Origin of the sequence: Phocaeicola fibrisolvens, from assembly GCF_025567125.1 — a bacterium.
GTDB classification, from domain to species: domain Bacteria; phylum Bacteroidota; class Bacteroidia; order Bacteroidales; family Bacteroidaceae; genus Phocaeicola; species Phocaeicola fibrisolvens.
Genome location: NZ_JAOQJI010000052.1, coordinates 1 through 22,283, shown reverse-complemented (window position 1 = coordinate 22,283; position 22,283 = coordinate 1). Strand labels below are relative to the sequence as shown.

Below are 22,283 nucleotides of genomic sequence, written 5' to 3'. Positions count from 1 at the left end.
GATACAAAATCTTTAGGTAATAACAACGCCTCGGCTTGGGAAAGTCGGGGCGTTGTCATAAAAAAAGAGGGTATGCTTTTTGACACACCCTCTTTTGATATTTATTCAGAAAGATTATTTCTTACCTTCCAGCTGTTCCTTCAATGCAGCCAGTGCATCGATGTCACCCAAAGTGGTAGAAGCAGCCTGGTTCTGAATCATCGGAGTTTCTTCTTTCTTAGAAGACTTCTTAGAAGCTTTCTTTTCTGCCTTTTCTTCTGCCTTTGCAGCATCTTCGAAGATACGGCTGTGAGAAACGATGATACGTTTTGCATCTTTGTTGAATTCGATTACCTTGAACGGCAGTTTTTCATCCAGCTGAGCCTGAGAACCGTCTTCTTTTACCAGGTGTTTCGGAGTAGCGAAACCTTCTACACCGTAAGGCAATGCAACGACAGCACCCTTATCCAGCATTTCGATGATAGTACCTTCGTGGATAGAACCTACAGTGAATACTGTTTCGAATACATCCCAAGGATTGTCTTCCAGCTGCTTGTGGCCCAAGCTCAGACGACGGTTTTCCTTGTCGATTTCCAGTACTACTACGTCGATGTCTGCACCAATCTGAGTGAATTCAGAAGGATGTTTGATTTTCTTTGTCCAAGACAGGTCAGAGATGTGGATCAATCCGTCTACACCTTCTTCGATTTCTACGAATACACCGAAGTTAGTGAAGTTGCGAACCTTAGCCACGTGCTTAGAACCTACAGGATATTTTTCTTCGATAGTTTCCCATGGATCTGGTTTCAGCTGTTTGATACCCAAAGACATCTTACGTTCTTCGCGGTCCAGAGTCAGGATAACAGCTTCTACTTCGTCGCCCACTTTCATGAAGTCCTGAGCAGAACGCAGGTGCTGTGACCAAGACATTTCTGATACGTGGATCAAACCTTCAACGCCCGGAGCGATTTCGATGAATGCACCATAGTCAGCCATAACGACTACTTTACCTTTCACGTGGTCGCCTACCTTCAAGTTAGGATCCAGTGCATCCCATGGGTGTGGAGTCAACTGCTTCAAGCCAAGAGCGATACGTTTCTTTTCGTCGTCGAAGTCCAAGATAACTACGTTCAGTTTCTGATCCAGCTGAACCACTTCGCGAGGATCGCTTACACGGCCCCAAGACAAGTCGGTGATGTGAATCAAACCGTCTACGCCGCCCAAGTCGATGAATACACCGTAAGATGTGATATTCTTGACAGTACCTTCCAGTACCTGACCTTTTTCCAGTTTGCTGATGATTTCTTTCTTCTGCTGTTCCAGTTCAGCTTCAATAAGAGCCTTGTGAGAAACAACCACATTCTTGAATTCCTGGTTGATTTTAACCACCTTGAATTCCATAGTCTTGCCTACGAATACATCGTAGTCACGGATAGGTTTCACATCAATCTGAGAACCCGGCAAGAATGCTTCAATGCCGAATACGTCTACAATCATACCACCCTTCGTGCGGCACTTGATGTAACCCTTGATAATTTCTTCGTTTTCAAGCGCAGCGTTTACACGGTCCCAAGAACGAGTAGCGCGAGCTTTCTTGTGAGACAAAATCAACTGACCTTTTTTGTCTTCCTGGTTTTCGATGTACACTTCTACAGTGTCACCTACTTTCAAATCCGGATTGTAACGGAATTCGCTCAACGGAATGATACCGTCTGATTTGTAACCGATGTTTACAACCACTTCGCGTTTGTTCATTGCGATGACAGTACCGTCTACAACCTCACGGTCGTTTACTTTGTTCAGGGTGCTGTCGTAAGCCTTTTCAAGTTCTTCCTTGCTTACGTTGGTTGTTGCATCACCGTTTTCATACGCATCCCAGTTGAAATCTTCAATAGGAGCAATGTTCTTTAAGTTTTCCATTAAATAAAAAAATTGTTTTTAAATAACTAATTGTGTTAGACTTTATATTGTTTATATAAATCGGCTGCAAAGGTATAATAAAATACTGAATATTAAAATACTTCGTTCTTTTTTTTCGGGAGAAAGGAAAACAGAAAATCCGGAGAACGGCTCTGTGGAGGCTTCGTTCTCCAGATTTTGGATTTTTTTAGTTTTCAAGAGAGTAGTCGATGGTCGTGACTACACGTATTTTCTTGATGTACGGTGTATTAGGGTCGCGGTCGGTGATGCTGAACTGTCCCTGGTTGGCCTGCCGGATTTTTCCAAGACTGCTGCCGGAGTCTTTGGCAAATTTTTCAGCAGCCTCACGGGCGTTTTTGGTAGCTTCTTCAATCATTTGCGGCTTTACTTTGTTCAGGTCGGTGTATTCATACTGCACCCTGTACTGGTATTCGCCGGAAGTGATGGCGATACCCCGTTTCAGCAATTCTCCTTGTTCACTGATGAGTCCACGGATGAGGTCGACCTTGTCGGAAGTGACTGTGATTACGGTTGTCACGTTGTAGCGGTTAGCCGGATTCTGGTTGTTGCCGTAGCGTTCGGCAGCCAGATCGATGATTTCGGGAGCATTCACGCTGATTTCCTGTTCTGTCAGTCCCTTCTCTTTCAAAAAGCTGATAATGGTTTGGTTGGAATGTTTGATGTCATCGTACAATTTTCCCAAGTCATTTCCCAGGCTTTTGTAAACAAGCGGCCAGGTGACTTTATTGGCCGGAACTTCGATTTCCGCCAGCCCTTTTACGGTGACGCAACGGTCTTTCTCGGCGAATTTGTTGAATCCTTTTTCAATGAAGACTCCTAACAACAAGAGTCCGACAGCCAGGATGAGGGCCTCGATTCTGAAATTTTTCATAATGATTTAATTATAGTTAGATGTGAGGAATAATAACGCAAGGTATTGAAAATTATTGAATTTCCCAAGGGCTTTAAAACGTCTTTACGTTTGCTTTAAAACGTTTAGACGTTTTGGATGAAACGTCAAAGCGTTTTTTCAGGCAGGTGAAAATGCCTCAGTTCCAGTATGGGAGACTGTATGAAAACGCCTGTGTGGAGGTGGAGCTTCTGTGCGGCTTCTTCTATTTCCTGATGGAAAAACCAGGCTACGGAGCCGGTAAAAGAAATGGGCAGCTGCCGGTATCCTTCGTAGGAAACCACGTTGCGCTGGAAGAAGTCGGTGAAACAGGTTGTCAGAAAATAATGTACTTCCGGTTGTGATTTGTGTTTATATATATAAGGTGTAAGACTGGCCAGGAAACGGTTGGCCAAAGGTTGTCTGTATACTCTTTCCAAGATGTCCGGCAGAGTCAGCTGGTATTCCTTCAACAACCCTTCCAGCAGTCCGGTCGGAAGTTGTTGTTTGATGCAGTCGCCCAAAAAACGTTTGCCCAGATAGGCCCCACTTCCTTCATCTCCCAAAATGTATCCCAACGGAGGAGTGTTTTGTATGATTTTCTCTCCGTCGTACAGACAGGAGTTGGCTCCTGTGCCCAGAATACAGGCTATTCCCGGCCGGTGCTGGCATAAAGCGCGTGCAGCTCCCACTAAATCGCTGTGTACTTCGATGGTGGCGTGGGGAAATGTCTGCCCTAAAAGGAACGCTAGCTTCTCTATTTTGTCGGGGGTGCAGCCGGCGCCATAGAAAAATACGGCCTGTACGTCGGAAGAAGGGCATGGAAGTTGGGGCAATAATCCATTACAGAGTATTTCATTTATTTTGTCCGCTGCCTGATGAAAAGGGTTGATGCCTTCTGTCTGGACAATCTGGCTATGGTGAAGAGTGGTTCCGAAACACCAGTCGGTTTTGGTGGCTCCACTGTCGGCAATAAGAATCATAGGGAAATAAGATTAAAACGGGTGGAAAATAAAAAGAAGACGGCGTGTCCCGTCTTCTTCGTATGGTAGTTATGGATTTCTCAGGATTAGTGGCAATGTCCGCAACCTCCACCGCAGCATCCGTCGTCTTCATGCTCGTGGTCGCCGCATCCACCTCCGCAACCTTCACATCCGCCTCCGCAGCCTTCGCCGCTCATCAGCTTGATGATGCTTTCCATTTCTTTGTTGGTGGCGTCGCGCATTTCCATGACGGTTCCTTCAAAATAAAGGTCTTTTCCAGCGTGAGGGTGATTCAGGTCGAGCACCACTTTGTCGTCTGTAATTTCACCCACGTTGGCATAGAACTGGTGTCCTTCGGAGTCGTTCAGCATGATGATGTTTCCTTCGAAAATATTGTCGCTGTCGAATTTTCCGTCCGGTCCGCAGAACATTGATTTAGGTACCTGGCGTACGTTGTCTTCGTCTCTTTCTCCGTATGCTTCTGCACAAGGAATGGTGAAGCTGAAGTTGTCTCCTTTTTGCAGGGCCAGGATTTCTTTTTCAAAGCGGTCCAGTGTATATCCTATTCCGGAAATGAACTGAAACGGGTGGGCAGCCGGAGCTTCTTCACGCAATTCTTTTTTTCCGTCTTCCACTGCATACAGTTTATATGCTACCGTAATGTATTTATTTTCCATGTTTCAAAATTAAATTTGCATTAATAATCGGTGGCAAAGATAGGAAATATCGCGAGAATAAGCGAATAAAAAAGAAAGAATGAAGCGGAAGACCGTTTTTTGTCGGAATGCTTTCCTATCTTTGCAGGGAGTTAGAACATAAAAATTGTGTGATGAAACAGGATAAGATTATAGAATTGTATCGTGGAGAGCTGTGGGAATGTCAGCTGCTGGAAACGGTATTGAAAGATGAAGGCATCGACTGTTTTCTGACCAATAGTGTCCGTAGTGGTTATGGCCCCATCATTGCATTTGCCCAACAAATACAGGTGATGATAAAGGAAAGTGATGCGGAAAAGGGACTGGCAGTGCTCGATACATTTAAGAAGGGAAAGCAGTAATATCATAATAAAAAATAGACAAGGAATATATGAAAGGGAAATTGGTTTTTATTACAGGTGCCACAAGTGGTATCGGTGAGGGTTGCGCACGGAAATTTGCAGCCATGGGAAGCAACCTGATATTGAACGGAAGAAACGTGGAAAAACTGGAAAGCCTGAAAAAAGAACTTACGGCACAGGGCGTGGAAGTGCTGACGCTGCCGTTTGATGTGCGCGACCGGCAGGCCATGCGTCAGGCAGTAGATTCCTTGCAGGATAAATGGCGGCACATTGACGTGCTGATTAACAATGCCGGACTGGTAATCGGAATGGATAAAGAATATGAAGGTTCGCTGGAAGAATGGGATGTGGTGATTGATACCAATATCAAGGCACTGTTGGCCATGACGCGGATGATTGTGCCGGGTATGGTGGAACGTGGATGCGGGCATATCATCAATATCGGTTCTGTGGCCGGAGATGCGGCTTATGCGGGCGGCAGTGTGTATTGTGCGACGAAAGCAGCTGTGAAAGCTTTGTCCGACGGGTTGCGCATTGATTTGGTAGACACGCCGTTGCGAGTGACGAACATCAAGCCAGGGCTGGTAGAGACAAACTTTTCGGTGGTCCGTTTTCGGGGTGACAAGGGAAAAGCCGATGCCGTGTACGAAGGCATTCGTCCGCTCACGGGGGAGGATGTGGCCGAGGTGGTGTATTATGCTGCTTCTGCTCCGGCACATATCCAGATAGCCGAGGTGTTGGTGATGCCTACTTACCAGGCAACGGGGACGGTTTGTTACCGGAAAAAATAAAATCCAAAATATTACTTTTATTGATTTTGGTAAAAAAACAAAAAAAAGAAAGGGAATAGATGTTGTCGAATGAACAATATTCCCTTTTTGTATGTATAAAAATACAGAAACTGACTAGAATATGATACGAATGAAAAAACTTTTTATCGCTTTTGCTGGTAGCATGATATTCTTGATGTCGTGTAAACAGGCAGAAGATATTTCTCAAATTTACGGCAATGAGTTCAATTTGAAGTGTGCCAAAACAGCGTGGACACAAGATACTCGTGTGATAACAAGTGATACAGGGAATGGAGACTTCTCGGATAATGATTGCATAGAGGTACAGGTGATGGCTGGAGACATGATTTCTGGTAAGCAGTTGCAATATGTATCCGGGCGGTGGACTCCGTCATTGAATCGCAGTGATTATGCACGGGGAGAGTGGAGCTTGTCGGCTCTTTTTCCGGTATTGCCACAGTCAGCTGGAAACAAAGAAAATAGAGACCTTCATTTGCCACTTGACCAAAGTACTTCAAAAAAAATGCAGGAAGCTGATGTTCTTTTTGCCAAGGTCAAGGTGGGAGAGGAAGAATCTTCTGCTACTTTGCAGTTTAATCATGCTTTGCATCGGATTAATATCCATTTGGAAGGTACAGTGCCAGATGATTTGAAACTGGAAGTACGTAATTGTGCGAGCGGAATAATTTCTATGACTGATGGTACTGTTTCCCTTGCAGGTTCTGCATATTCTTGGATTATTCCTCAGCGGAAGGATGTACGTACCTTTCAGTTATTGTCCTACCACAAGATGCTAAAGCTTATCAGTCCGAAGAGGGCTTGCTTCGTCTGACCTCCGGAGGTAAGTCTGTGATTTATCAGCTGCCTTCAGGTGTTCGGTCATTTTCTTCAGGTATGCAGACAACTCTTAATCTGACATTGAAATCGACTGAGGTAAGCGGAGGAGATATGGAATTTGCTAATCAAAACCGTTGGGTGTATGGCATAACCTCTCCGGATTTTCCGGGTAAAGATAAAGTGCAAACGTTGTCTATCAATACGTGGATTACTAAATTTCCGGAAGGGGAGTGGTTCCGATATGATTATAAAGAAATAGATTTGCTCAATGACGAGAATTATCTCACCTGGAAAGAGGGATGTGGATGGTATGACTGTAATAAGACTTTCGGTTATGTGGGAGACCGTAATATGTGTTGGGCTGCAACAGCGTCTAATTTGCTTCATTGGTGGATTGAACACAATCGTAAATACATAGAGGCATACGAAGTAAAATATCCAGGAAATCCTTGTCCCAAGGGATATCGGAAAATGACAGAAACTGACCAGCAGCACAGTGAGGTGTTCAATTTTTTTAAAAGAATGTATCCCAATAAAGGAAGTTGGGAAACTGGAGGAGTGAACTGGTTCATTAATGGCGACAAAAAAAATTTAAATGCGAGTAATGATGAAAGTTTTCCGGGATTCTTTTGTCAAGTATTTTCAAAGAAAGATGTTGTGGCAACAGACACTTACAACATGTCGAAAAAGAATTTCAATGATTGGATGAAGGATGCTTTCCGAAACCATAAAGCGATAGGTTTCTCTGTATATGGTTTTTCAAATGCGAATGAAGGACTTCATGCCATGACTGTTTGGGGGGCTGAATTTGATGCGGAAGGAAATGTGGCTTACTTGTATTTTTGTGATAATAATTCCGCAGAAGATGAACCCAACCATGCGTCTCTCAGGCGTTTTAAAGTAGTATATGAAGGAACCGGAACGCGGGAAACTTACATTGCTCCGCTGGATAATGTGGATGGAACACCGGTAAAAAGAAAATCGATGGTGTGTACTTTGACCTTGGTTGATTTGCGACAGGATATCTGGCAGAAAGCATTTCCAGAGATAAAATAAATAAAAACTAAGATAAAAATCGATGATGAGAAAAAATTATTTTTATGCGTTGATGGCTGTAGCGTTGGCACTGACAGCTTGTTCTAAAGATGTACCGGAAAAGGATAAATTGCCTTCGGGAAATACGATTACGATTTTGGCTAATGTAGCGCCGCAGTCACGTGCTCCGCAATTGGCTACGGATGGGAGTGGTAACTTTTCAAAAGGCGATGTCTTGTCACTTTTTGTAGGTGGAAATGGAATTTCTACGGTTGCTACTGATTTTGCGTATGATTCTGAGGTTCTTACCTGGGGCAAGCTAGGCCTGGCCGAAAATGTGAAACAGGTGACATTTGCTTCTTGCTATCCCAAGCAAATGGTAGGAGAAGAAGGGACATTTGAATTTAATAGTTTGCAAACTTCTGAGGCAGACTTACTTTTAGCTCCTGCAAAAACGGTGGCAGTAGGAACGGCCGAACCTGTTTCCATGACTTTTGTACATGCTTTGCATCATTTGATTCTGACGTTTGAACCAGGAAATGGATATACAGCGGATGATCTTCGGGAACTTTCACTGACCCTTCATGCCAAAACAACTTGTGTGGTAGATGCTGCCAAGGGAAGCATTGAAAGTGTGAAGAATATAACAGGTGACTATATTTCTACGGGAGTTTCTGCGTCGTTTTATCTTGTTCCACAAACTACAGATGGAATAACACTGGACGTGCGTGTCAACGGGGAGACGAAAAGAATACTCCTCGATGAATTGTTACGTCAGTTGGGCCATTCGCAGTCAGAATTGGAAGGAGGAAAATGTTGTAGTCTTACATTAAAGATAGGACGTGACAGTATTAGTGTTTCAGGAGGCTCTATCGGGGCTTGGGAAGATCAGGTGACAGCCGATGGAGAGGTTGTTATCGGTTAACTTATGAGCAGGACAATAGTAGTAACGGGCGGTGCTGGAGGCATCGGCCGTTGTATAGTAGAATATTTTGCTTCGCAGGGTGATGCGGTATATTTTGTAGATTGTGATGTGCAAGGGGTTCATACGCAGATGGAACGGATGCGCGGATATGGCTGGCAGGTAACAGGATATGCGGGAGATGTGGCAGAGAAACAGGTCTTGGAGGATTTTGACCGTAGGGTACTGGATGAACATCCCGAAGGCATTCATTGTCTTGTCAATAATGCTTGCCTGATGCATGGAGGAATTCTGGAAGGATGTGATTATGATGATTTCTTGTATGTGCAGCGTGTCGGAGTGGCAGCTCCTTATATGCTCTCAAAACTTTTTAAGGATCATTTTCAGGGATTAGGCTCTATCGTAAATCTTTCGTCCACTCGTGCTTTTCAATCGCAGCCCAATACTGAAAGCTATACGGCGGCTAAAGGTGGCATTACGGCATTGACTCATGCTTTGGCTGTGAGTCTGGCTGGAATTGCACGTGTAAATTCTATTGCTCCCGGATGGATTGATACGGGTGCTTACCATAAAGAGGAGGTGTATCAGCCTGTGTATAGTCAGGGGGATTTGAAACAGCATCCTTCGGGTAGAGTGGGAGAACCCATGGACATTGTGCGGGTGGTGGCTTTCCTTTGTGACGAACGCAACTCTTTTATCAATGGAGAAAATATCACGGTGGATGGAGGTATGAGTCGGCTGATGATATATCATAATGATTGTGGATGGAATTATCATCCTTAAGTCTGTATCTCGGTTTTCTCTTTTTGGGGCTTTGTTTCTTTTCGCATCCGGAACTTCAGAGGAGAAAGGCCGGTTTTCCGAATAAAAAATTTGCCGAATACCGACTGGTCAGAGAACCCTAGGTAGTCGGCAATTTCTTTGATATCCATGTCAGTACATTCCAGTAGTTTCCGGGCATCTGCACATAGGAGTTCCGACACATGAAAGCAGACAGTATGCCCTGTCAGGTCTTTGACAATACGGGAAAGATAGGTGGTTGAGATGTGGAGCTGGTCGGCATAGAACTGGATGGTGTGTTCTTCCCGGTAATGGTGTACCAGCAGTTTCTTGAAATTGCGGAAAATCTCGTTGGAACGTTTTACGCAGACCGGAGTATTCCGGTTTTCCTGGCAGAGGGCATCCGTGATTTGCAGGAGAAGAAAACTGCACAGATGGCGGATGATACCGTCCTGATACAGCTGCATGGTTTTCAACTGCTCGGAAAAGAGTGACATCGTTTTTTGCATGTATTCAGCAGGGGCATCTTGAAGACGAAAAATGGGAAGCTGGTAGTTGCCCAGGTAGCGGGCCACTTGATTGTACACGGGTTGTCCGTCGGGCAGGCTGTCAAAATAATCGGGATTGATGTACAGGGCCGACATGGAGAAATCGGAGCTGGCATCGGACAGCATACTCTCGGTACTGGGGGTAAGTACCAGTAGCTGGTTGGCGGAAAGTGTATAGCGATGGAAGGCATCGGTAATGGCCGTTGTTCCGTTTGTGACGAGCAGGAAGAAGAATCCTTGTTTGATGACGATGGAGTTTGCCAGAAAATGAGGATACTTTATTTGGATAAACAAGGTGTTTCCGGCCTTTTGGCCCGATTCTTTCATAATTTCTGTCAGTAGTCTGTCCATTGCGCCAATTTTTTTACAAAAGTAAGTTTTGTTTCGTTTTCGACCAAAATTGGTTGCTCATTTATGATTGAGAAGCGGAAAAATAGACAGAAATTTGCGGCGTTTATAAAAGCAGATGATATATGAATGTATTTCTTTTTAGACGCTACCTGTTGTTTTGCGTTTCTTTGTTTGTGAACGCGCTTGGAATTGCCTTCATTACCAAGGCTTTGCTGGGTACGTCTCCGATTACGAGTGTGACGTATGTATTGAGTATGTTTACTCCTTTGACCATCGGACAGTGGACCATCCTGTTGAACCTTCTGTTTGTGGTGCTGGAGCCGTTTCTGATGTCACGCCAGGAATTGAAATCCGATTTGCGGATGTACCTCCTACAGATTCCCATTTCTTTCTGTTTCGGTACGTTTATTGATATTTGTATGCACTATGTGTTGTTCTGGCTGCACCCGGAAACTTATGTATATATGATTATTGCCTTGCTGATAGGTTGTGTGATTCTGGCCGTAGGTATCGCACTGGAGGTAAAGGCAAATGCAGCCATGATGGCCGGGGAATATTTTGTGAACGTCATCACGAAAAGGTTCCGTGGAGAGTTTGGCTATGTGAAGCTGGGATTTGATGTGACTCTGGTCGTCCTTGCTTGCTTGTTGTCCTTGATTTTCATGTCGGGAATCTATGGGGTACGTGAAGGAACCGTGATTTCGGCGTTGGTAGTAGGTCCGATTGTGCATTTTGTAAGCCCGTATTATCAATTCTTGGATAAATGGATTACAGATTCTTCTGTGCGGGAAAAAGCGGCTATGGCTCAAGGACAGCATATTGTGATTACCATTGCGCGTGAGTATGGAAGTGGAGGACATTTGCTGGGCGAGATGCTTTCGAAGGAACTCGGTCTTAAGCTGTATGACAAGGAGTTTATCCAGCTGGCTGCCCAGCGTAGCGGAATGGATGAGCAGTACATTGTGAAGAATGAACAGTCTATCCCTTCTTTCTGGTTGAAATGCATTCTTTCGAAGAACAGTGAACGCCCACTCGAGTCCAGCCTTTCATCGGATGATGTGTTGTTCGTGTCCGAGAGCAAGATTATTCAGGAACTGGCCGCCAAAGAATCCTGCATCATCGTGGGCCGTTGTGCGGATTTCGTATTGAAGGATTATCCGAAAGTGTTGAAAGTGTTTTGTTACTCGGATGTAGCCAGCGCGGTGAACCGTTGTGTGGAAGAATATGGCATTGCCCGGGAAAATGCGGAAGCTGAAATCAAGCGGGTAAACCGTAACCGGGTTCATCACTATGAGTATTATACAGGCATGAAATGGGGGGAACCGCATCATTACAATCTGATGCTGAACACTGGAACGATTGATTTGAAAACGGCCTGTCAGCTTGTGAAAGGAGTTTATCAGGGTTTGGAGAAAGCCTGATAAACCATTTCTGAAATGTGTGCGATGATTACTTCGGTATGTTCAGGATTTTCCTGAGAATTTTTGACGAATACTACCAACGTATAACGACGTCCGTCTGGAAACACTATAAATCCGGCATCATTGATTGCAATGAGTTGTCCGGATTTGTTATAGTCTCCGGTACCGGTTTTGTGTCCTACAATCACATTTTTATCTTGTAAAGGACGGACTATTCTACTTTTTCCGGTCTGACAGGTGATAAGGGATTTTTTTATAAATTCCTGATGTTCCTTGTCGAACAAGGGACGGGTGAGTAAGGCCTCAATGACTTCTGCAGTGGCGAGAGGCGTACTCCAGTTCTGGTAGCAAAGATTCAGGTTGCGGTGCATATCCTCTTCCGTATGCTGAACGGAGAAATCTTTGATACCCAAACTTCGAATGTAACGGTCGGTCACATCGGGGCCTCCCATAAATCTAAATAAAATGTCGCATGCATTGTTGTCACTCAGATGAAGAGTATATTGCATCAATTGTTTGAGCGAGAATTTCCCTCCATTGGGATGTTGGTCTCTTAGTGGGCTATACGTATCGCGTTTGAGGTCCGTTTTGCTTACAGTGAGTAGGGTGTCAAAGGATATCCGATGTTTTTCACAATAATTTCCAACAGCTAATGCCTGATGTAATTTGAACACACTCATCAGGGGATAGTGGTGATTGTTTCCTATGGTGAGGGTGTCTTTTCCCTCTGCGATAATTGCCACTCCTATTTCTGCCTTTTGCTGTGCGATAAAATGATTGATATTTGAATATAGTTCTTGAAGACGATTGCCAGCCAAGGAAGGGATAGGGAGTAGGAGCAATAAAAGAATCAGGTAGCTTGTTTTCATATTGTACAGTTAAGATTGATTTGTACAAAGTTAGCTTTGTTTTTGCTTTGATGAAAATAAGTAGATTTGAAGATGTAAAAAAACTGTGTTAGCAAAGTTTATACTTGACCCCTTGCTGACACAGTTTAATTTATATTCTTCGTTTTTAAGAAGTGGATGTTTGCTCTTTTTTACAGCTTCTTATAAATAACTAGAATTCAGATTCTTTAAATATAAAGACGAATTCACCTTTACGATTAATACAACCGCAAGTGGTTTTTCCTCCTTCTTTTAAAACAATACAATAAGTCAATCCGTCTGAAAAATGATTTTTTAAGTGTTCTGCTCCCAAAATCATATCTCCCATTTCGGTTACGAAACAATTACTTACCAAAATATCATTTTCAGAATAAGATACGGCATCTTTTAAAGGTAAAGTATTCAAGTCTGTATGAAACTCAGAAACGACTTTAAAATTTTTATCTATTAAGGCGAGTGTGTATTTAGACATCCTGTCTAAACGGACAAAGGCTCTTCCATGATGGAAGTAATAGGCATCTCTTAATCCGTCAAAAACAACATTTCCTTGTTTGTCAATATAGCATTTTTTCCCATCCCGTTTTTCCACTACTGCATAACCTTCACTGAACGGACTTGGTTCTGACGAGAACTTTGCTTCAATTACCATTTTACCTGTTTTGTCAATGTAGCCCCATTTCCCACTTGTTGTCTGAACAGCTGCCAGTCCGTCATTGAAATCTTGCACTTTTGGATAGCTTGGTGAAATAACCAAATTCCCATCTTTATCCCTAAATCCATATAGTTGTTTCGAATAGCTATAATGGGCTGCAAGTCCTTCACGTAATGGACGAAGAGCTTCCAAAGTTCCAAATTTGACATCTTCAATCAAATTTTTATAAACAAGTGCTCCTTTTGTGTTAAAATAAACTGCTCTTGTAACTTTACTATATCCTTTAGTAACAGATAAGAATCCAACAGCTACTCCATCTACAAAGTTCGTGCAATTATATACTGGTAGTTCCATGACCACCTTACCTGCCTTGTCTATTAATGACATATTTTTTGCCATGTTTTTTTTCACAGGACAAACTCCCTGATAAAAACGAGGATATTCCTGCATAAAAGGAAGGCTATAATTGAAATCAAGCACTTTATTACCTAAGGTATCTACAAAGAAACATTTTTTGTCTACCTTCACAAAAGCAACCCCATCAGAATAAGGTGTCATATTTACATAAATATTGGGTGCCACATCCACTGTTATTACTTTGGTCTGATTGGTTACTACAGGACATTTCATCGTTATATCCCTGTCATACAATGTAGCCTGATGTATGCCATTTACAGTTCTATTTACTTGAGGGGAATCAGTCTCGGCATTTTCTGTTGCTGTATTGTTTTTCGAGGTATCTCCACCTAATGCTTTATCTACAGCTTCAAGCATATTGCCTATCTTTTTAAAGAACTGCGCTTCCATTGGTTGGGGAATGATACTTAGCATACACAAGGTAAAGAATATAAATTCAAGACTTCACGTTGTCGTTCGGACGAATGATACTTAGCATACACAAGGTAAAGCCTGATACTAATAAATTATTTACTTTCATTGTTTTTCTATATTAAGTTGGAACAATTATTAGCTAAAATTAAATTAAGAAATGGAATTAAAATGTTGAATATGAGAGGTCCATGCTTTATGAAGAACTTATATTCAGACATATATCAAATACTGGGATATACTGATGTAATCAAGTTTGATGGAATATTATTGCTAATTTATTCATCGTGCTAGTCATGATTCTGTAGGTTGGGTAATTAAACTATTGGGATATTATACTTTAACTCCAGAGTATTGTCGATGAGGATATAAGTGATACTTTTTTATTCATCCATCAATCTGTCTGTTCCGAACATTTGAATTTTCCACTCTCCTGTATCATCTTTTGTCAGATAGAAATCAGAAGTGTTTTCTGTGCCATCAACGTTGGTGAGCTTGTAGGTGATGCGAACCCACTTTCCTGTCTTACTTTGTTCTTCGTTTAGGATTTCGTAGCTTTTAACTTTTTCATCTTCGTCCTCCGAGTTGCGTTTTACTATTTCGATTAAATCCTGAATATCTTTTTCAACCTTTTCAGGATCTGATTTGTCTTCCACATAGAGGCTTCTTACATACGTTTCATAATCGCCGTCAATGAGTGCATCGAAGGCCTTTTCTACCGTTTTTTTGGGTGTGTTCGACGAACAAGCAACGAGCAGCATGCTGCATGCTGCCATTAGCACTACAGTTAGTTTTTTCATACTGAATAGATATTATATTAAACAATAAAGATTATTCTGATAAGATTTGTTTCAGTTTTTTGTGTCTGATTTCAAGATATGAACGTTCGGCTTTTATTTTATGAACCCCTCCCCATTTCCCCGTGATAGCATATTGTGTAACTAATTCCCTTGGAAGAATCTCTGATAAAGTTCTTCGTACCACAGAGCAGATTTCATAAATTCGGTTGCTTCCAGGTGAAACGAGGTTTTCTAAACTTCTTTTGATTTTTCTGGCTTCTATATTCTTCTCTTCGGAAACGATTTGGTAAATCTGATACAATTCTTTTAAATAGTGGTCTAGATTCTTGAACTCTACACCCGTATGATGAAGCAAGAAAAAAATATAAACTGTTTTAGGTAAATAGGACATTTTCACTTCCTTGTCGCTGTACATTGGAAAGAACAGACGACATTCTGTATCTATAATGATTGGAGTATTCATGGATGAGTTTCTGTCTTCTTCATTCTTTTGTAACGCCATATCTTTCAGCATCACTTTTATTTCTTCATCTTCCAGCAATTTATTATTCGCAAGTAATTCCATCAACATCTCTTTTGCTGTGTAATATGAAATAGTCAATTTCCGGTCCATGGCTTTAATATTTAATATTGCAAATTAAATTAAAAAAATCTCTACTTTAATTCAAAACAAGATTCTTGCTGAATGATAAAAACCTTGTTTGCAGAAAAAGATGTTTTGAGTAGGGATATTTAAAACATCTTTTTTATCTTTATCCTTCAAAGAGCTAAAAGGTAAATGGATAGTTGAATATTTTTTTAGTGCGTATATGTTTTTTTTCCGTTGTTTTTGTGTGTTATTTTTATTTGCAGTTCTGAGCGGGAGTCATGCAGACGCTCGTACGGGAAGGGCGTTGGTCGTGGCTATTGGCAAATATCCGATGGATAGTGGATGGGAAAATATTCATGGCGACAACGATGGTATATTAATTTCTGATTTGTTGAAAAGAAATTATTATCAGCAAATTATATTGTTAAAGAATGAAAGGGCCACCAAGAAGAATATTAATCTGTCATTGCAAAGGTTATATGAGGATGTGAAGGCTGGCGACTATTTGTTTTTGCATTTTTCTTGCCATGGGCAGCAGATGATGGATTTGAATGGGGATGAAGAGGACGGGTTGGATGAAGCCTTGATTCCTTATGATGCATTGTTCTGGTATCTTCCTGGTGTTTACGAGGGAGAAAAGCATTTCAGTGATGATGAATTGGGGGAATGGATTGACAGGTTTCGGTGCAAATTGGGGAAATCCGGACAGATTTTTGTACTTTTGGATGCATGTCATAGTGGAACAGCCAATCGCTATATGAGTGGTGTTTATATCCGTGGTGTCAATAAAATTTTTGCTCCGGATGATTATACTCCTCGACGAGGAAGACATTTGGAGTGTAGTATGAAATTGAAGTCTTTGGCTAATCTGGCTCCTACGATGGTATTGAGTGCATGTAGGCCGGAGGAGACTAATTATGAATATTATAGTCGGAAGAGCAAGTGTCATTATGGGAAACTGACTTATAGTTTCGTGCAGGTGGCAGAACGGCAATTAGCTGGATTTACGTCTGAAGGTTGGTGCAAGGTTGTAAATGAGACCATGCGACAGTTACCTTCCAGTCCGTTGTTGAAATTACAACATCCATATATGGAGTGTAGCGATAAGGAGAAGCTGTTTATATTGTCTGTGATTCATTAAAGTGGAAGTTATGCATTTTGTGTTTGATTGGAAAAAACGGAAGGTCCATCAGTCTGGTTGCAGGGATATTCTGTCCAAGGAAGGAATAGAGGAGCTTTATAGGTTGTACCGGGCACGATTTATGGGATATATGCAGAAAAGATATCAATTGGGAGAAGAGGAAATATCAGATATTTATCATGATAGTTTCTTGTTGATGATTGACAATATCCGTACAGGGAAATACCAGCAGCAGGATGCTTCTCTTTTCACTTATCTTTTGGGGATTGGGAAGAATCGGGTTTTGAAGAAGTTTCAGAAAGAAACCGAGCGTCCTCTTGTGGCTGGATGGCTGAGTGAATTATTACCGGATACCGACTGGAAGAATGCATTGGAAGAGGCGTCTCGTCTGGTGAACGAAGGAGAATCTGTGTGTAATCAAATATTGCAGCTGTTCTATTGGGAACGCTTGAGTATGAGTGCGATTGCTGAGCGGATGGGCTATCAATCGGCGAGTGTGGCTAAAAGTAAGAAAAATTCGTGTATGCGCCGTTTTTCTTTTGAGCTGAAACGCAGGCTGGAGGGAATGGGCATTTATTATAAACTGAAGAAGTAAGTTTATGGATAGAAATGAGGAAAACAGGATGCTGGATGAGATAGACCGGTTCCTGAATTATGAGATGATTCCGGAAGAAGAATCGGATTTCATCGCTCGAATGGAAAAAGATGAGGTTCTCAGGGAACAAGTCTTTCTCAGGCAACTGGTTGTAGAGGCCGAGAGAAAGAAGGCAGAAGCAAGAATCTTGTACCAGAAAAAGCCGGAAAGGAAGAAATTGTCAGTAAAGGCTCAGGTCCGTTGGATAGCAGCTTGTTTATGCGTGCTGATGATACTTGGTTACTTTTACGGGAGAATGTATCGTTTCAGTACCCAGGACGTTTTGCATGAGGTTTATAATCCGCCTGTATGGGAAACTTTGCGCTCAGAAGGTTTTTCTACTCCTGAAACAGCTAGAATAAACCGGCATATAGAGGAATGGTATTCAGAGGGAAAAAGTGATAGTTTGGTTCTTTATTACCAGCAGCTGTCGGAAGAAAATAAGCTGGCTTGCATTACGGAAAAGAGCAAAATGTATCTGGGAATAGCTTTTTTACGTCAGGATAATATCGGGCAGGCGTATGTATTGGCTGAGGAACTTCAGAAGAGTGTGAATAAAGAAGTGGGAGACTGGTTGATGTTGGGATGCTTGCTACACGATGGGAAGAGAGAGGAGGCGGTTGATTGGGCTTTATATATCAGCCAACAGAAGAACTCTTATAGTGAAGAAGCCCTGCAGATTTATGATGCATTAAATCAACGGCGATGGTTTTAAGGTACTTGTTCTTTGTTGTGGTATGGCTGGGATGTATGTTGAAGGTAACAGCTTTATATGCGTATCATTCTCCCAACCTACAGCAGGAAGCATATTGGGAACCGCTCACCAGAGATAGTATGGAATATGCCTGGGAACTTTATCAACAAAGTCTGGATTGCCTGGAAAAGAAATGCCCTTCATTCTTTGAGGAATTGTCGGAAGAAGCTGAGAAGATATTTGGTCGGGAATTGGATAAAAACGATTTTTCGTGGAAGAATCTGGAACTTGTGCGGAGAAATTTGGAAATCAACTTTAGCAGGAACAAAACACTCATTGATAAAGATGAGGACAGCAGTCTAGGAATAGCCTATATGTCTAATTTGTTAAAAGTGAGTACGAATTTGGTTCGTGTCAAAACAATTCTGGAACAGCATGATGGACAACCGGACAGTATTTATTCCTTTTATGAAGCCTGGTTTCAAAGATGTAAGGTACGCTATCTGGCAGATTGCAGTCTGTATAAAATCAAGCAAGGAAAGCTGCAGGAAGCCTTGACCAGTTGTGAAGAGGCATTGACTTTAAGTCTGCAATATGAGCCTGTTTCTTTTCACAGACTTTCCAAGCACAAGGACGCCATTCAGTATCTTATGCAGTTACATCCTGATGAAGCAGGGAAAATGGTGGAAGGATTGAAACAAATCGCTTCTCCAGTTTTTACGAAGGAAGAAATCTTTCAAAATGGCACTTTGCCTTTATTCTATTTATATACCATCCAAATGGCCTGTATATGCGAACGACAAGGATATCTGGAGCAAGCTGCTGGAGTCTATCGTTGTCTGCTGGCTGAAATCCGAAAATATTTAAGTGCGGATTTATCTTATTTTCTGCCAGAGGAACGAGACGAACTCGGTAATCTCTTGCGATATTATCTGGACATGATACAGCGTTTTTCTCTCCGCCATGTCCGGCATGAATCTGTGGCTGAGCTACTTCTGGAGCACAGCCTGTTGAAAGAAAATTTATTGGCTGTCAGTCCTTCGCCCGTCACTCGAATTAAGGAAGATTCCCGTCCTATAGCCCTCGATTTACAGAAATCGATAGATTCACTTTATTATACTCCTGATTATTATCTGTTGCCCGGAAATCCTCGCTATTTCAGTAAGTTTGAGATGTGGGTCAAGCTGATTGGATTGAAGCGGAGACAAGTTTCTTTGTTAGGAAGATTTTCGCCTTCAGAGAGTAATCCGGCGCAGTTAAAGGATTGGAAAAGCTTGAAAAAGTGGCTTGCTCCCGATGAAACGCTTATCAAAATAATCGATTTACCGATTAATTTCTATGACCGGCAATATGTAGCCTTGGTTATGAGGGCAGATTTGCCATGTCCAAGGGTTGTGGTGTTACCGAAGAAAAGGGAGCTTTTTCGCCTTCGTGTGGAAAATCGGGAGGCTGACGAGATATGGAAGCCTATCAACCGGTTTATTGGTTCTCCAACTAAGTTGTTTCTTTGTTTGGAAGGTGATATGATGGAGGTGTATTGGGGGAATATTCTGTATAGGAAGAAAAGATTACTTGAAACGTACGATTTACATTATTTATTGAGTATCAAAGATTTTCTTCGATTAAAAATGGAGAAAGAGGATTGTGAAGAGGCTGAATATACATTGTATGGGTTTGGCGGGGCTTACTTTTCGCAACTCCCTTCATTGAAAGGAGTGCGGGGACAGGGAGTCCAGTATTTGCCGGGAAGCAGGGAGGAGTTGTGTCGCATTGATACGATGCTTTCAGGGAGATGGAAATCCCATTTGTTTTTAGGGCGCGAGGCAAATAAGGCTAACTTTCTGAGTTTGTCTTTTCGGGTTGCTCCACATAGTATCATTCATGTGGCAACTCATGGCTTTTCTTTGTTGTATGATAAAACCATTCCGGATGGGAGGATTGTGTCTTTTGAAGAAAATCCGTTGGTGGGTTGCAGTGCGTATAAGAATCCGATGCTGCGGAATGGATTTTTGCTTACGGGAGCCAACCGTTATTGGAATAAACCGATACCTTATGATGCCATGGATTCCGGCATAGTGACGGCATGCGATGTTTCTCAAATGAATTTGAATGGAACTGATTTGGTGGTCTTGTCGGCCTGCCGTTCTGCTTCCGGCGAGATGAAGGATGGAGAAGGATTGTTTGGTTTGATAAGGGCTTTTAAAGTAGCAGGTGCCAAGGCTGTATTGGCTAACCTGAATGATATATCGGACACAAAGACGGTACTTTTCACTACGACTTTTTATCGTTATTGGGTCAATGGATGTAGTATGTTCGATGCGTTTGTCAAGACGCAGCGCGAACTGATAAACAGCCATCCGGAAAACGTGTTTTTGTGGAGTGGCTTTGTTTTGTTTGAATAATGTGTATTGTGGCAGATTTATTGTGTAAAACACGAGCTGTAACAGAAAGCGCTACAGCTCGTGTGGCATAGTAATCCTTTGGTTATTTCAGTTATTGTTTGGCATCATAAATTTGTTTGATTTCCTTGTCTGACAGACAGCGGGTATTGTAAACCCGGAAATTGTCTACTGACATGTTTGTGCCATTTATGGTTTTTCTTCCTATGGTGACATTACCTCCCATGATGAATTTGATGCCTGTGCCATAAGATGCTTGCGAAGGAGTTCCTTCTTCAAATGGATTAGCATATGCTGTAACAGTGTCTATAAGGACTCCATCTACGTAAAGCGATGTAGTTGTGGTAGCATATTCGATGTTATTGAAATCAGACACTAAAGCGATATGATGCCATTTGCCGTCTGTGATAGTTGGGTGTGTGAAGGCAGTCTCACCGTTATAATTATAATAATTATTATAACGGGTTGTTACAAACTTAAGACTTCCCTGACTCATTGTAAATGTGAACATGGAAGCATTGTCGTGAGACGATACCAAATAGAAAATATTGCCATCATTGAAGTCTTTTCCCCAAAAGCAGACTGTCAGGGTGCGGCTGTCAGTAATAGGTTTAGGAACGATGAATGAACTGTTGTCGGAAAGGCTGAACTTAATGGCCTGTGAGCCTTCGTCTATTCCTTTAACAAAAGACGGAGAATTATTTCCGAATCCATTAATGGCATTTTCTGTTGCATCGTTAAAGTCTCCGTCAAATTTATAATATGCATAAAGTCCCTGACCGACTACAAGGCTGGAAGAATTGTCTTTCTGTCCTGTTATTTGGATAGTCTTTTGTGTCTTTCCATCCGAAATAGTCAGTGTAGCATTAAGTTCCTCTGGCATATTGTCTCGATCTAACAACACATTTACAGTCTGGCTGCTTCCTGCCGTAATTTTTCCTTCAGTAGGAGTTGCCGACAGGCTGCTTTCATTGATTTCTTCGATAGACCAGCTTAATTCTCCCTTTCCGGTATTACTGATGGTAAACGAAGCCTCACTGCTTTCTTTTCCAAAATCAAGTATTTCAGGTTCAATATTCATGATACCAGCTAGCGATTCTGTACCGGAGACTATCTGTACGGTTTGTTCTTTAATTCCGTCAGATAATACCAAAGTAGTGTTGATATTTACTTCTCCATTACTGCGATTGAGAAAAACCTTTACTACTTTAGAACCTTGTGCCGTAATGGAGCCGTTGTTCTCTGATAAAGTGATAGCAGATTCTGTCGGGTCAGCAATAGTCCAGTTCAAGGCGGTGTTTCCTGTATTCTTGATGGTGAGAGGTAATTCTTGCAAGTCGCTGCCAAAATCAAGGATTTCAGGCTCTACACTCATATAAGATTGTGTATTTTTCGGAGCACATGTTACGTTGATCGGGAAAGAATTACCAAATGCAGATAGCTTGATAATGACAGTTTGTACTTCAGTTATCTTGCTGCGGTCTACGGTAAAAATGATGCTTTGCTGTTTGTCGGCCTCAATTTGTCCGGCTGCAGGATTGGCTGTAATCCAGGTATGGCTTCCTAAATCCAGGCTCCAGTCGGTACTTGTATTGCCATTGTTTTGAATTTTTACGGAGAGTTCCGTCTGTGTAGTTCCAAAATTTAATGTAGAAGGAGTGATTTGTATGAGTGCATCCTGTTTCACGGCAGTAAGCTGTATGTCTGCATTGGAAACCTGTCCAGGTACGACTGTTACACTTTTGCTGTTGGTCTCATACCCTTCTTTCATAAATTGAATCTTGTATTCTCCAGCTCCCAGTTTCGGAAAGCTGAATTTTCCATCACTTCCCGTACTGGTGCTAGCTCCATTAGGAAGGATACTCACTTGTACGCCGCTTAAAGGTTGTGTGCCATTGGCAGCATCCGTTACTACTCCCACAATGTCCCCTTGTGTGATTTCTTCTTCTTCAGTGCATGATGATAGTGATAATGCCCCAAGAATAAGCCAGAATAAAAAAAAGATTTTTTTCATGCTTACAATGTTTTTAATAGATAGATAATTTATATCATTAGTGTCCACTAAAAAATCATAGTAGTTCTTTGAAATTATTGAGATTCAATTTGTTATGAGTAATTTTGGGGAGAACGGATTTGAATTTACTTT

General features: G+C 42.0%; 21 protein-coding genes. 11 read left to right on the top strand and 10 right to left on the bottom strand.

The window, feature by feature from the left end:
- Positions 1–114 precede the first annotated feature (114 nt).
- The 4 genes from rpsA to OCV81_RS15420 form a co-directional block, all read right to left on the bottom strand.
- Positions 115–1,899 (bottom strand): 30S ribosomal protein S1, encoded by a 1,785-nt coding sequence (gene rpsA / locus OCV81_RS15435; RefSeq protein ID WP_072541857.1) that lies wholly within the window; start codon positions 1,897–1,899, stop codon positions 115–117.
- Between the two features lie 187 nt (positions 1,900–2,086).
- Positions 2,087–2,791 (bottom strand): SIMPL domain-containing protein, encoded by a 705-nt coding sequence (locus OCV81_RS15430; RefSeq protein WP_148330833.1) that lies wholly within the window; start codon positions 2,789–2,791, stop codon positions 2,087–2,089.
- 125 nt (positions 2,792–2,916) lie between these two features.
- Positions 2,917–3,771, bottom strand: coding sequence for an ATPase (locus tag OCV81_RS15425; RefSeq protein ID WP_148330832.1), 855 nt, complete (start codon positions 3,769–3,771; stop codon positions 2,917–2,919).
- 86 nt (positions 3,772–3,857) lie between these two features.
- Complete coding sequence (locus tag OCV81_RS15420; protein ID WP_072541860.1) at positions 3,858–4,448, bottom strand: FKBP-type peptidyl-prolyl cis-trans isomerase; 591 nt, start codon at positions 4,446–4,448, stop codon at positions 3,858–3,860.
- Positions 4,449–4,600: 152 nt separating this feature from the next.
- On the opposite strand from OCV81_RS15420, the gene OCV81_RS15415 reads away from it, so the two are divergent.
- From OCV81_RS15415 to OCV81_RS15390, 6 genes are all read left to right on the top strand, one after another.
- Positions 4,601–4,828 (top strand): putative signal transducing protein, encoded by a 228-nt coding sequence (locus tag OCV81_RS15415; RefSeq protein ID WP_204434664.1) that lies wholly within the window; start codon positions 4,601–4,603, stop codon positions 4,826–4,828.
- 29 nt (positions 4,829–4,857) lie between these two features.
- Entirely contained in the window at positions 4,858–5,619 is a 762-nt protein-coding gene (locus OCV81_RS15410) for an SDR family NAD(P)-dependent oxidoreductase (protein ID WP_148330830.1), read from the top strand.
- Between the two features lie 130 nt (positions 5,620–5,749).
- On the top strand, positions 5,750–6,451 hold the full coding sequence (locus OCV81_RS15405; RefSeq protein ID WP_204434663.1) for a fimbrillin family protein: 702 nt from the start codon (positions 5,750–5,752) through the stop codon (positions 6,449–6,451).
- A 62-nt stretch (positions 6,452–6,513) separates the two neighbouring features.
- The gene (locus OCV81_RS15400) at positions 6,514–7,512 is read left to right on the top strand and encodes an IdeS/Mac family cysteine endopeptidase (RefSeq protein WP_148330828.1); all 999 of its coding nucleotides are present in this window, start codon (positions 6,514–6,516) and stop codon (positions 7,510–7,512) included.
- 22 nt (positions 7,513–7,534) lie between these two features.
- Positions 7,535–8,416 (top strand): fimbrillin family protein, encoded by an 882-nt coding sequence (locus OCV81_RS15395; RefSeq protein WP_239464825.1) that lies wholly within the window; start codon positions 7,535–7,537, stop codon positions 8,414–8,416.
- A gap of 3 nt (positions 8,417–8,419) precedes the next feature.
- Positions 8,420–9,196, top strand: a complete 777-nt coding sequence (locus tag OCV81_RS15390) for an SDR family oxidoreductase (protein WP_148330827.1) — start codon at positions 8,420–8,422, stop codon at positions 9,194–9,196.
- Here OCV81_RS15390 and OCV81_RS15385 read toward each other — a convergent pair.
- The gene (locus OCV81_RS15385; RefSeq protein ID WP_148330826.1) at positions 9,193–10,092 is read right to left on the bottom strand and encodes a helix-turn-helix domain-containing protein; all 900 of its coding nucleotides are present in this window, start codon (positions 10,090–10,092) and stop codon (positions 9,193–9,195) included. The genes OCV81_RS15390 and OCV81_RS15385 overlap by 4 nt on opposite strands.
- Positions 10,093–10,214: 122 nt before the next feature.
- Between OCV81_RS15385 and OCV81_RS15380 the strand changes: the two genes are divergently transcribed.
- Positions 10,215–11,513 carry a cytidylate kinase family protein gene (locus OCV81_RS15380; RefSeq protein ID WP_148330825.1) on the top strand — a complete coding sequence of 433 codons (1,299 nt, stop codon included), beginning with the start codon at positions 10,215–10,217 and terminating at the stop codon, positions 11,511–11,513.
- Here the strand turns inward: OCV81_RS15380 and bla are convergent.
- The 4 genes from bla to OCV81_RS15360 form a co-directional block, all read right to left on the bottom strand.
- Positions 11,492–12,382, bottom strand: coding sequence for a class A beta-lactamase, subclass A2 (gene bla, locus OCV81_RS15375; RefSeq protein ID WP_148330824.1), 891 nt, complete (start codon positions 12,380–12,382; stop codon positions 11,492–11,494). The genes OCV81_RS15380 and bla overlap by 22 nt on opposite strands.
- Positions 12,383–12,572: 190 nt before the next feature.
- A complete protein-coding gene (locus OCV81_RS15370; protein WP_262640411.1) occupies positions 12,573–13,859 on the bottom strand; it encodes a WG repeat-containing protein in 1,287 nt (428 codons plus the stop codon).
- 404 nt (positions 13,860–14,263) lie between these two features.
- Complete coding sequence (locus OCV81_RS15365) at positions 14,264–14,680, bottom strand: DUF4878 domain-containing protein (RefSeq protein WP_148330822.1); 417 nt, start codon at positions 14,678–14,680, stop codon at positions 14,264–14,266.
- A 31-nt stretch (positions 14,681–14,711) separates the two neighbouring features.
- Positions 14,712–15,293 carry a hypothetical protein gene (locus tag OCV81_RS15360; RefSeq protein ID WP_148330821.1) on the bottom strand — a complete coding sequence of 194 codons (582 nt, stop codon included), beginning with the start codon at positions 15,291–15,293 and terminating at the stop codon, positions 14,712–14,714.
- Between the two features lie 220 nt (positions 15,294–15,513).
- Between OCV81_RS15360 and OCV81_RS15355 the strand changes: the two genes are divergently transcribed.
- From OCV81_RS15355 to OCV81_RS15340, 4 genes are read left to right on the top strand one after another with little or no spacing between them, the layout of a single operon-like run.
- On the top strand, positions 15,514–16,410 hold the full coding sequence (locus OCV81_RS15355; RefSeq protein WP_262640409.1) for a caspase family protein: 897 nt from the start codon (positions 15,514–15,516) through the stop codon (positions 16,408–16,410).
- 10 nt (positions 16,411–16,420) lie between these two features.
- On the top strand, positions 16,421–17,005 hold the full coding sequence (locus OCV81_RS15350; protein WP_148330819.1) for an RNA polymerase sigma factor: 585 nt from the start codon (positions 16,421–16,423) through the stop codon (positions 17,003–17,005).
- A 4-nt stretch (positions 17,006–17,009) separates the two neighbouring features.
- A complete protein-coding gene (locus tag OCV81_RS15345; RefSeq protein ID WP_148330818.1) occupies positions 17,010–17,759 on the top strand; it encodes a hypothetical protein in 750 nt (249 codons plus the stop codon).
- The gene (locus OCV81_RS15340; protein ID WP_148330817.1) at positions 17,750–20,140 is read left to right on the top strand and encodes a CHAT domain-containing protein; all 2,391 of its coding nucleotides are present in this window, start codon (positions 17,750–17,752) and stop codon (positions 20,138–20,140) included. Before OCV81_RS15345 ends, OCV81_RS15340 begins: the two co-directional genes overlap by 10 nt.
- 91 nt (positions 20,141–20,231) lie before the next feature.
- On the opposite strand, the gene OCV81_RS15335 is transcribed toward OCV81_RS15340, so the two are convergent.
- Positions 20,232–22,151: a BACON domain-containing protein gene (locus OCV81_RS15335; protein ID WP_148330816.1), complete on the bottom strand. Its 1,920-nt coding sequence runs from the start codon at positions 22,149–22,151 to the stop codon at positions 20,232–20,234.
- Positions 22,152–22,283 lie beyond the last annotated feature (132 nt).

What these genes read in the sequence shown, in the direction of transcription:
- rpsA (WP_072541857.1), bottom strand. Translation starts at nt 1,899, where the DNA reads ATGGAAAACTTAAAGAACATTGCTCCTATTGAAGATTTCAACTGGGAT.
- OCV81_RS15430 (WP_148330833.1), bottom strand. Translation starts at nt 2,791, where the DNA reads ATGAAAAATTTCAGAATCGAGGCCCTCATCCTGGCTGTCGGACTCTTG.
- OCV81_RS15425 (WP_148330832.1), bottom strand. Translation starts at nt 3,771, where the DNA reads ATGATTCTTATTGCCGACAGTGGAGCCACCAAAACCGACTGGTGTTTC.
- OCV81_RS15420 (WP_072541860.1), bottom strand. Translation starts at nt 4,448, where the DNA reads ATGGAAAATAAATACATTACGGTAGCATATAAACTGTATGCAGTGGAA.
- OCV81_RS15415 (WP_204434664.1), top strand. Translation starts at nt 4,601, where the DNA reads ATGAAACAGGATAAGATTATAGAATTGTATCGTGGAGAGCTGTGGGAA.
- OCV81_RS15410 (WP_148330830.1), top strand. Translation starts at nt 4,858, where the DNA reads ATGAAAGGGAAATTGGTTTTTATTACAGGTGCCACAAGTGGTATCGGT.
- OCV81_RS15405 (WP_204434663.1), top strand. Translation starts at nt 5,750, where the DNA reads ATGAAAAAACTTTTTATCGCTTTTGCTGGTAGCATGATATTCTTGATG.
- OCV81_RS15400 (WP_148330828.1), top strand. Translation starts at nt 6,514, where the DNA reads ATGCAGACAACTCTTAATCTGACATTGAAATCGACTGAGGTAAGCGGA.
- OCV81_RS15395 (WP_239464825.1), top strand. Translation starts at nt 7,535, where the DNA reads ATGATGAGAAAAAATTATTTTTATGCGTTGATGGCTGTAGCGTTGGCA.
- OCV81_RS15390 (WP_148330827.1), top strand. Translation starts at nt 8,420, where the DNA reads ATGAGCAGGACAATAGTAGTAACGGGCGGTGCTGGAGGCATCGGCCGT.
- OCV81_RS15385 (WP_148330826.1), bottom strand. Translation starts at nt 10,092, where the DNA reads ATGGACAGACTACTGACAGAAATTATGAAAGAATCGGGCCAAAAGGCC.
- OCV81_RS15380 (WP_148330825.1), top strand. Translation starts at nt 10,215, where the DNA reads ATGAATGTATTTCTTTTTAGACGCTACCTGTTGTTTTGCGTTTCTTTG.
- bla (WP_148330824.1), bottom strand. Translation starts at nt 12,382, where the DNA reads ATGAAAACAAGCTACCTGATTCTTTTATTGCTCCTACTCCCTATCCCT.
- OCV81_RS15370 (WP_262640411.1), bottom strand. Translation starts at nt 13,859, where the DNA reads ATGGAAGCGCAGTTCTTTAAAAAGATAGGCAATATGCTTGAAGCTGTA.
- OCV81_RS15365 (WP_148330822.1), bottom strand. Translation starts at nt 14,680, where the DNA reads ATGAAAAAACTAACTGTAGTGCTAATGGCAGCATGCAGCATGCTGCTC.
- OCV81_RS15360 (WP_148330821.1), bottom strand. Translation starts at nt 15,293, where the DNA reads ATGGACCGGAAATTGACTATTTCATATTACACAGCAAAAGAGATGTTG.
- OCV81_RS15350 (WP_148330819.1), top strand. Translation starts at nt 16,421, where the DNA reads ATGCATTTTGTGTTTGATTGGAAAAAACGGAAGGTCCATCAGTCTGGT.
- OCV81_RS15345 (WP_148330818.1), top strand. Translation starts at nt 17,010, where the DNA reads ATGGATAGAAATGAGGAAAACAGGATGCTGGATGAGATAGACCGGTTC.
- OCV81_RS15340 (WP_148330817.1), top strand. Translation starts at nt 17,750, where the DNA reads ATGGTTTTAAGGTACTTGTTCTTTGTTGTGGTATGGCTGGGATGTATG.
- OCV81_RS15335 (WP_148330816.1), bottom strand. Translation starts at nt 22,151, where the DNA reads ATGAAAAAAATCTTTTTTTTATTCTGGCTTATTCTTGGGGCATTATCA.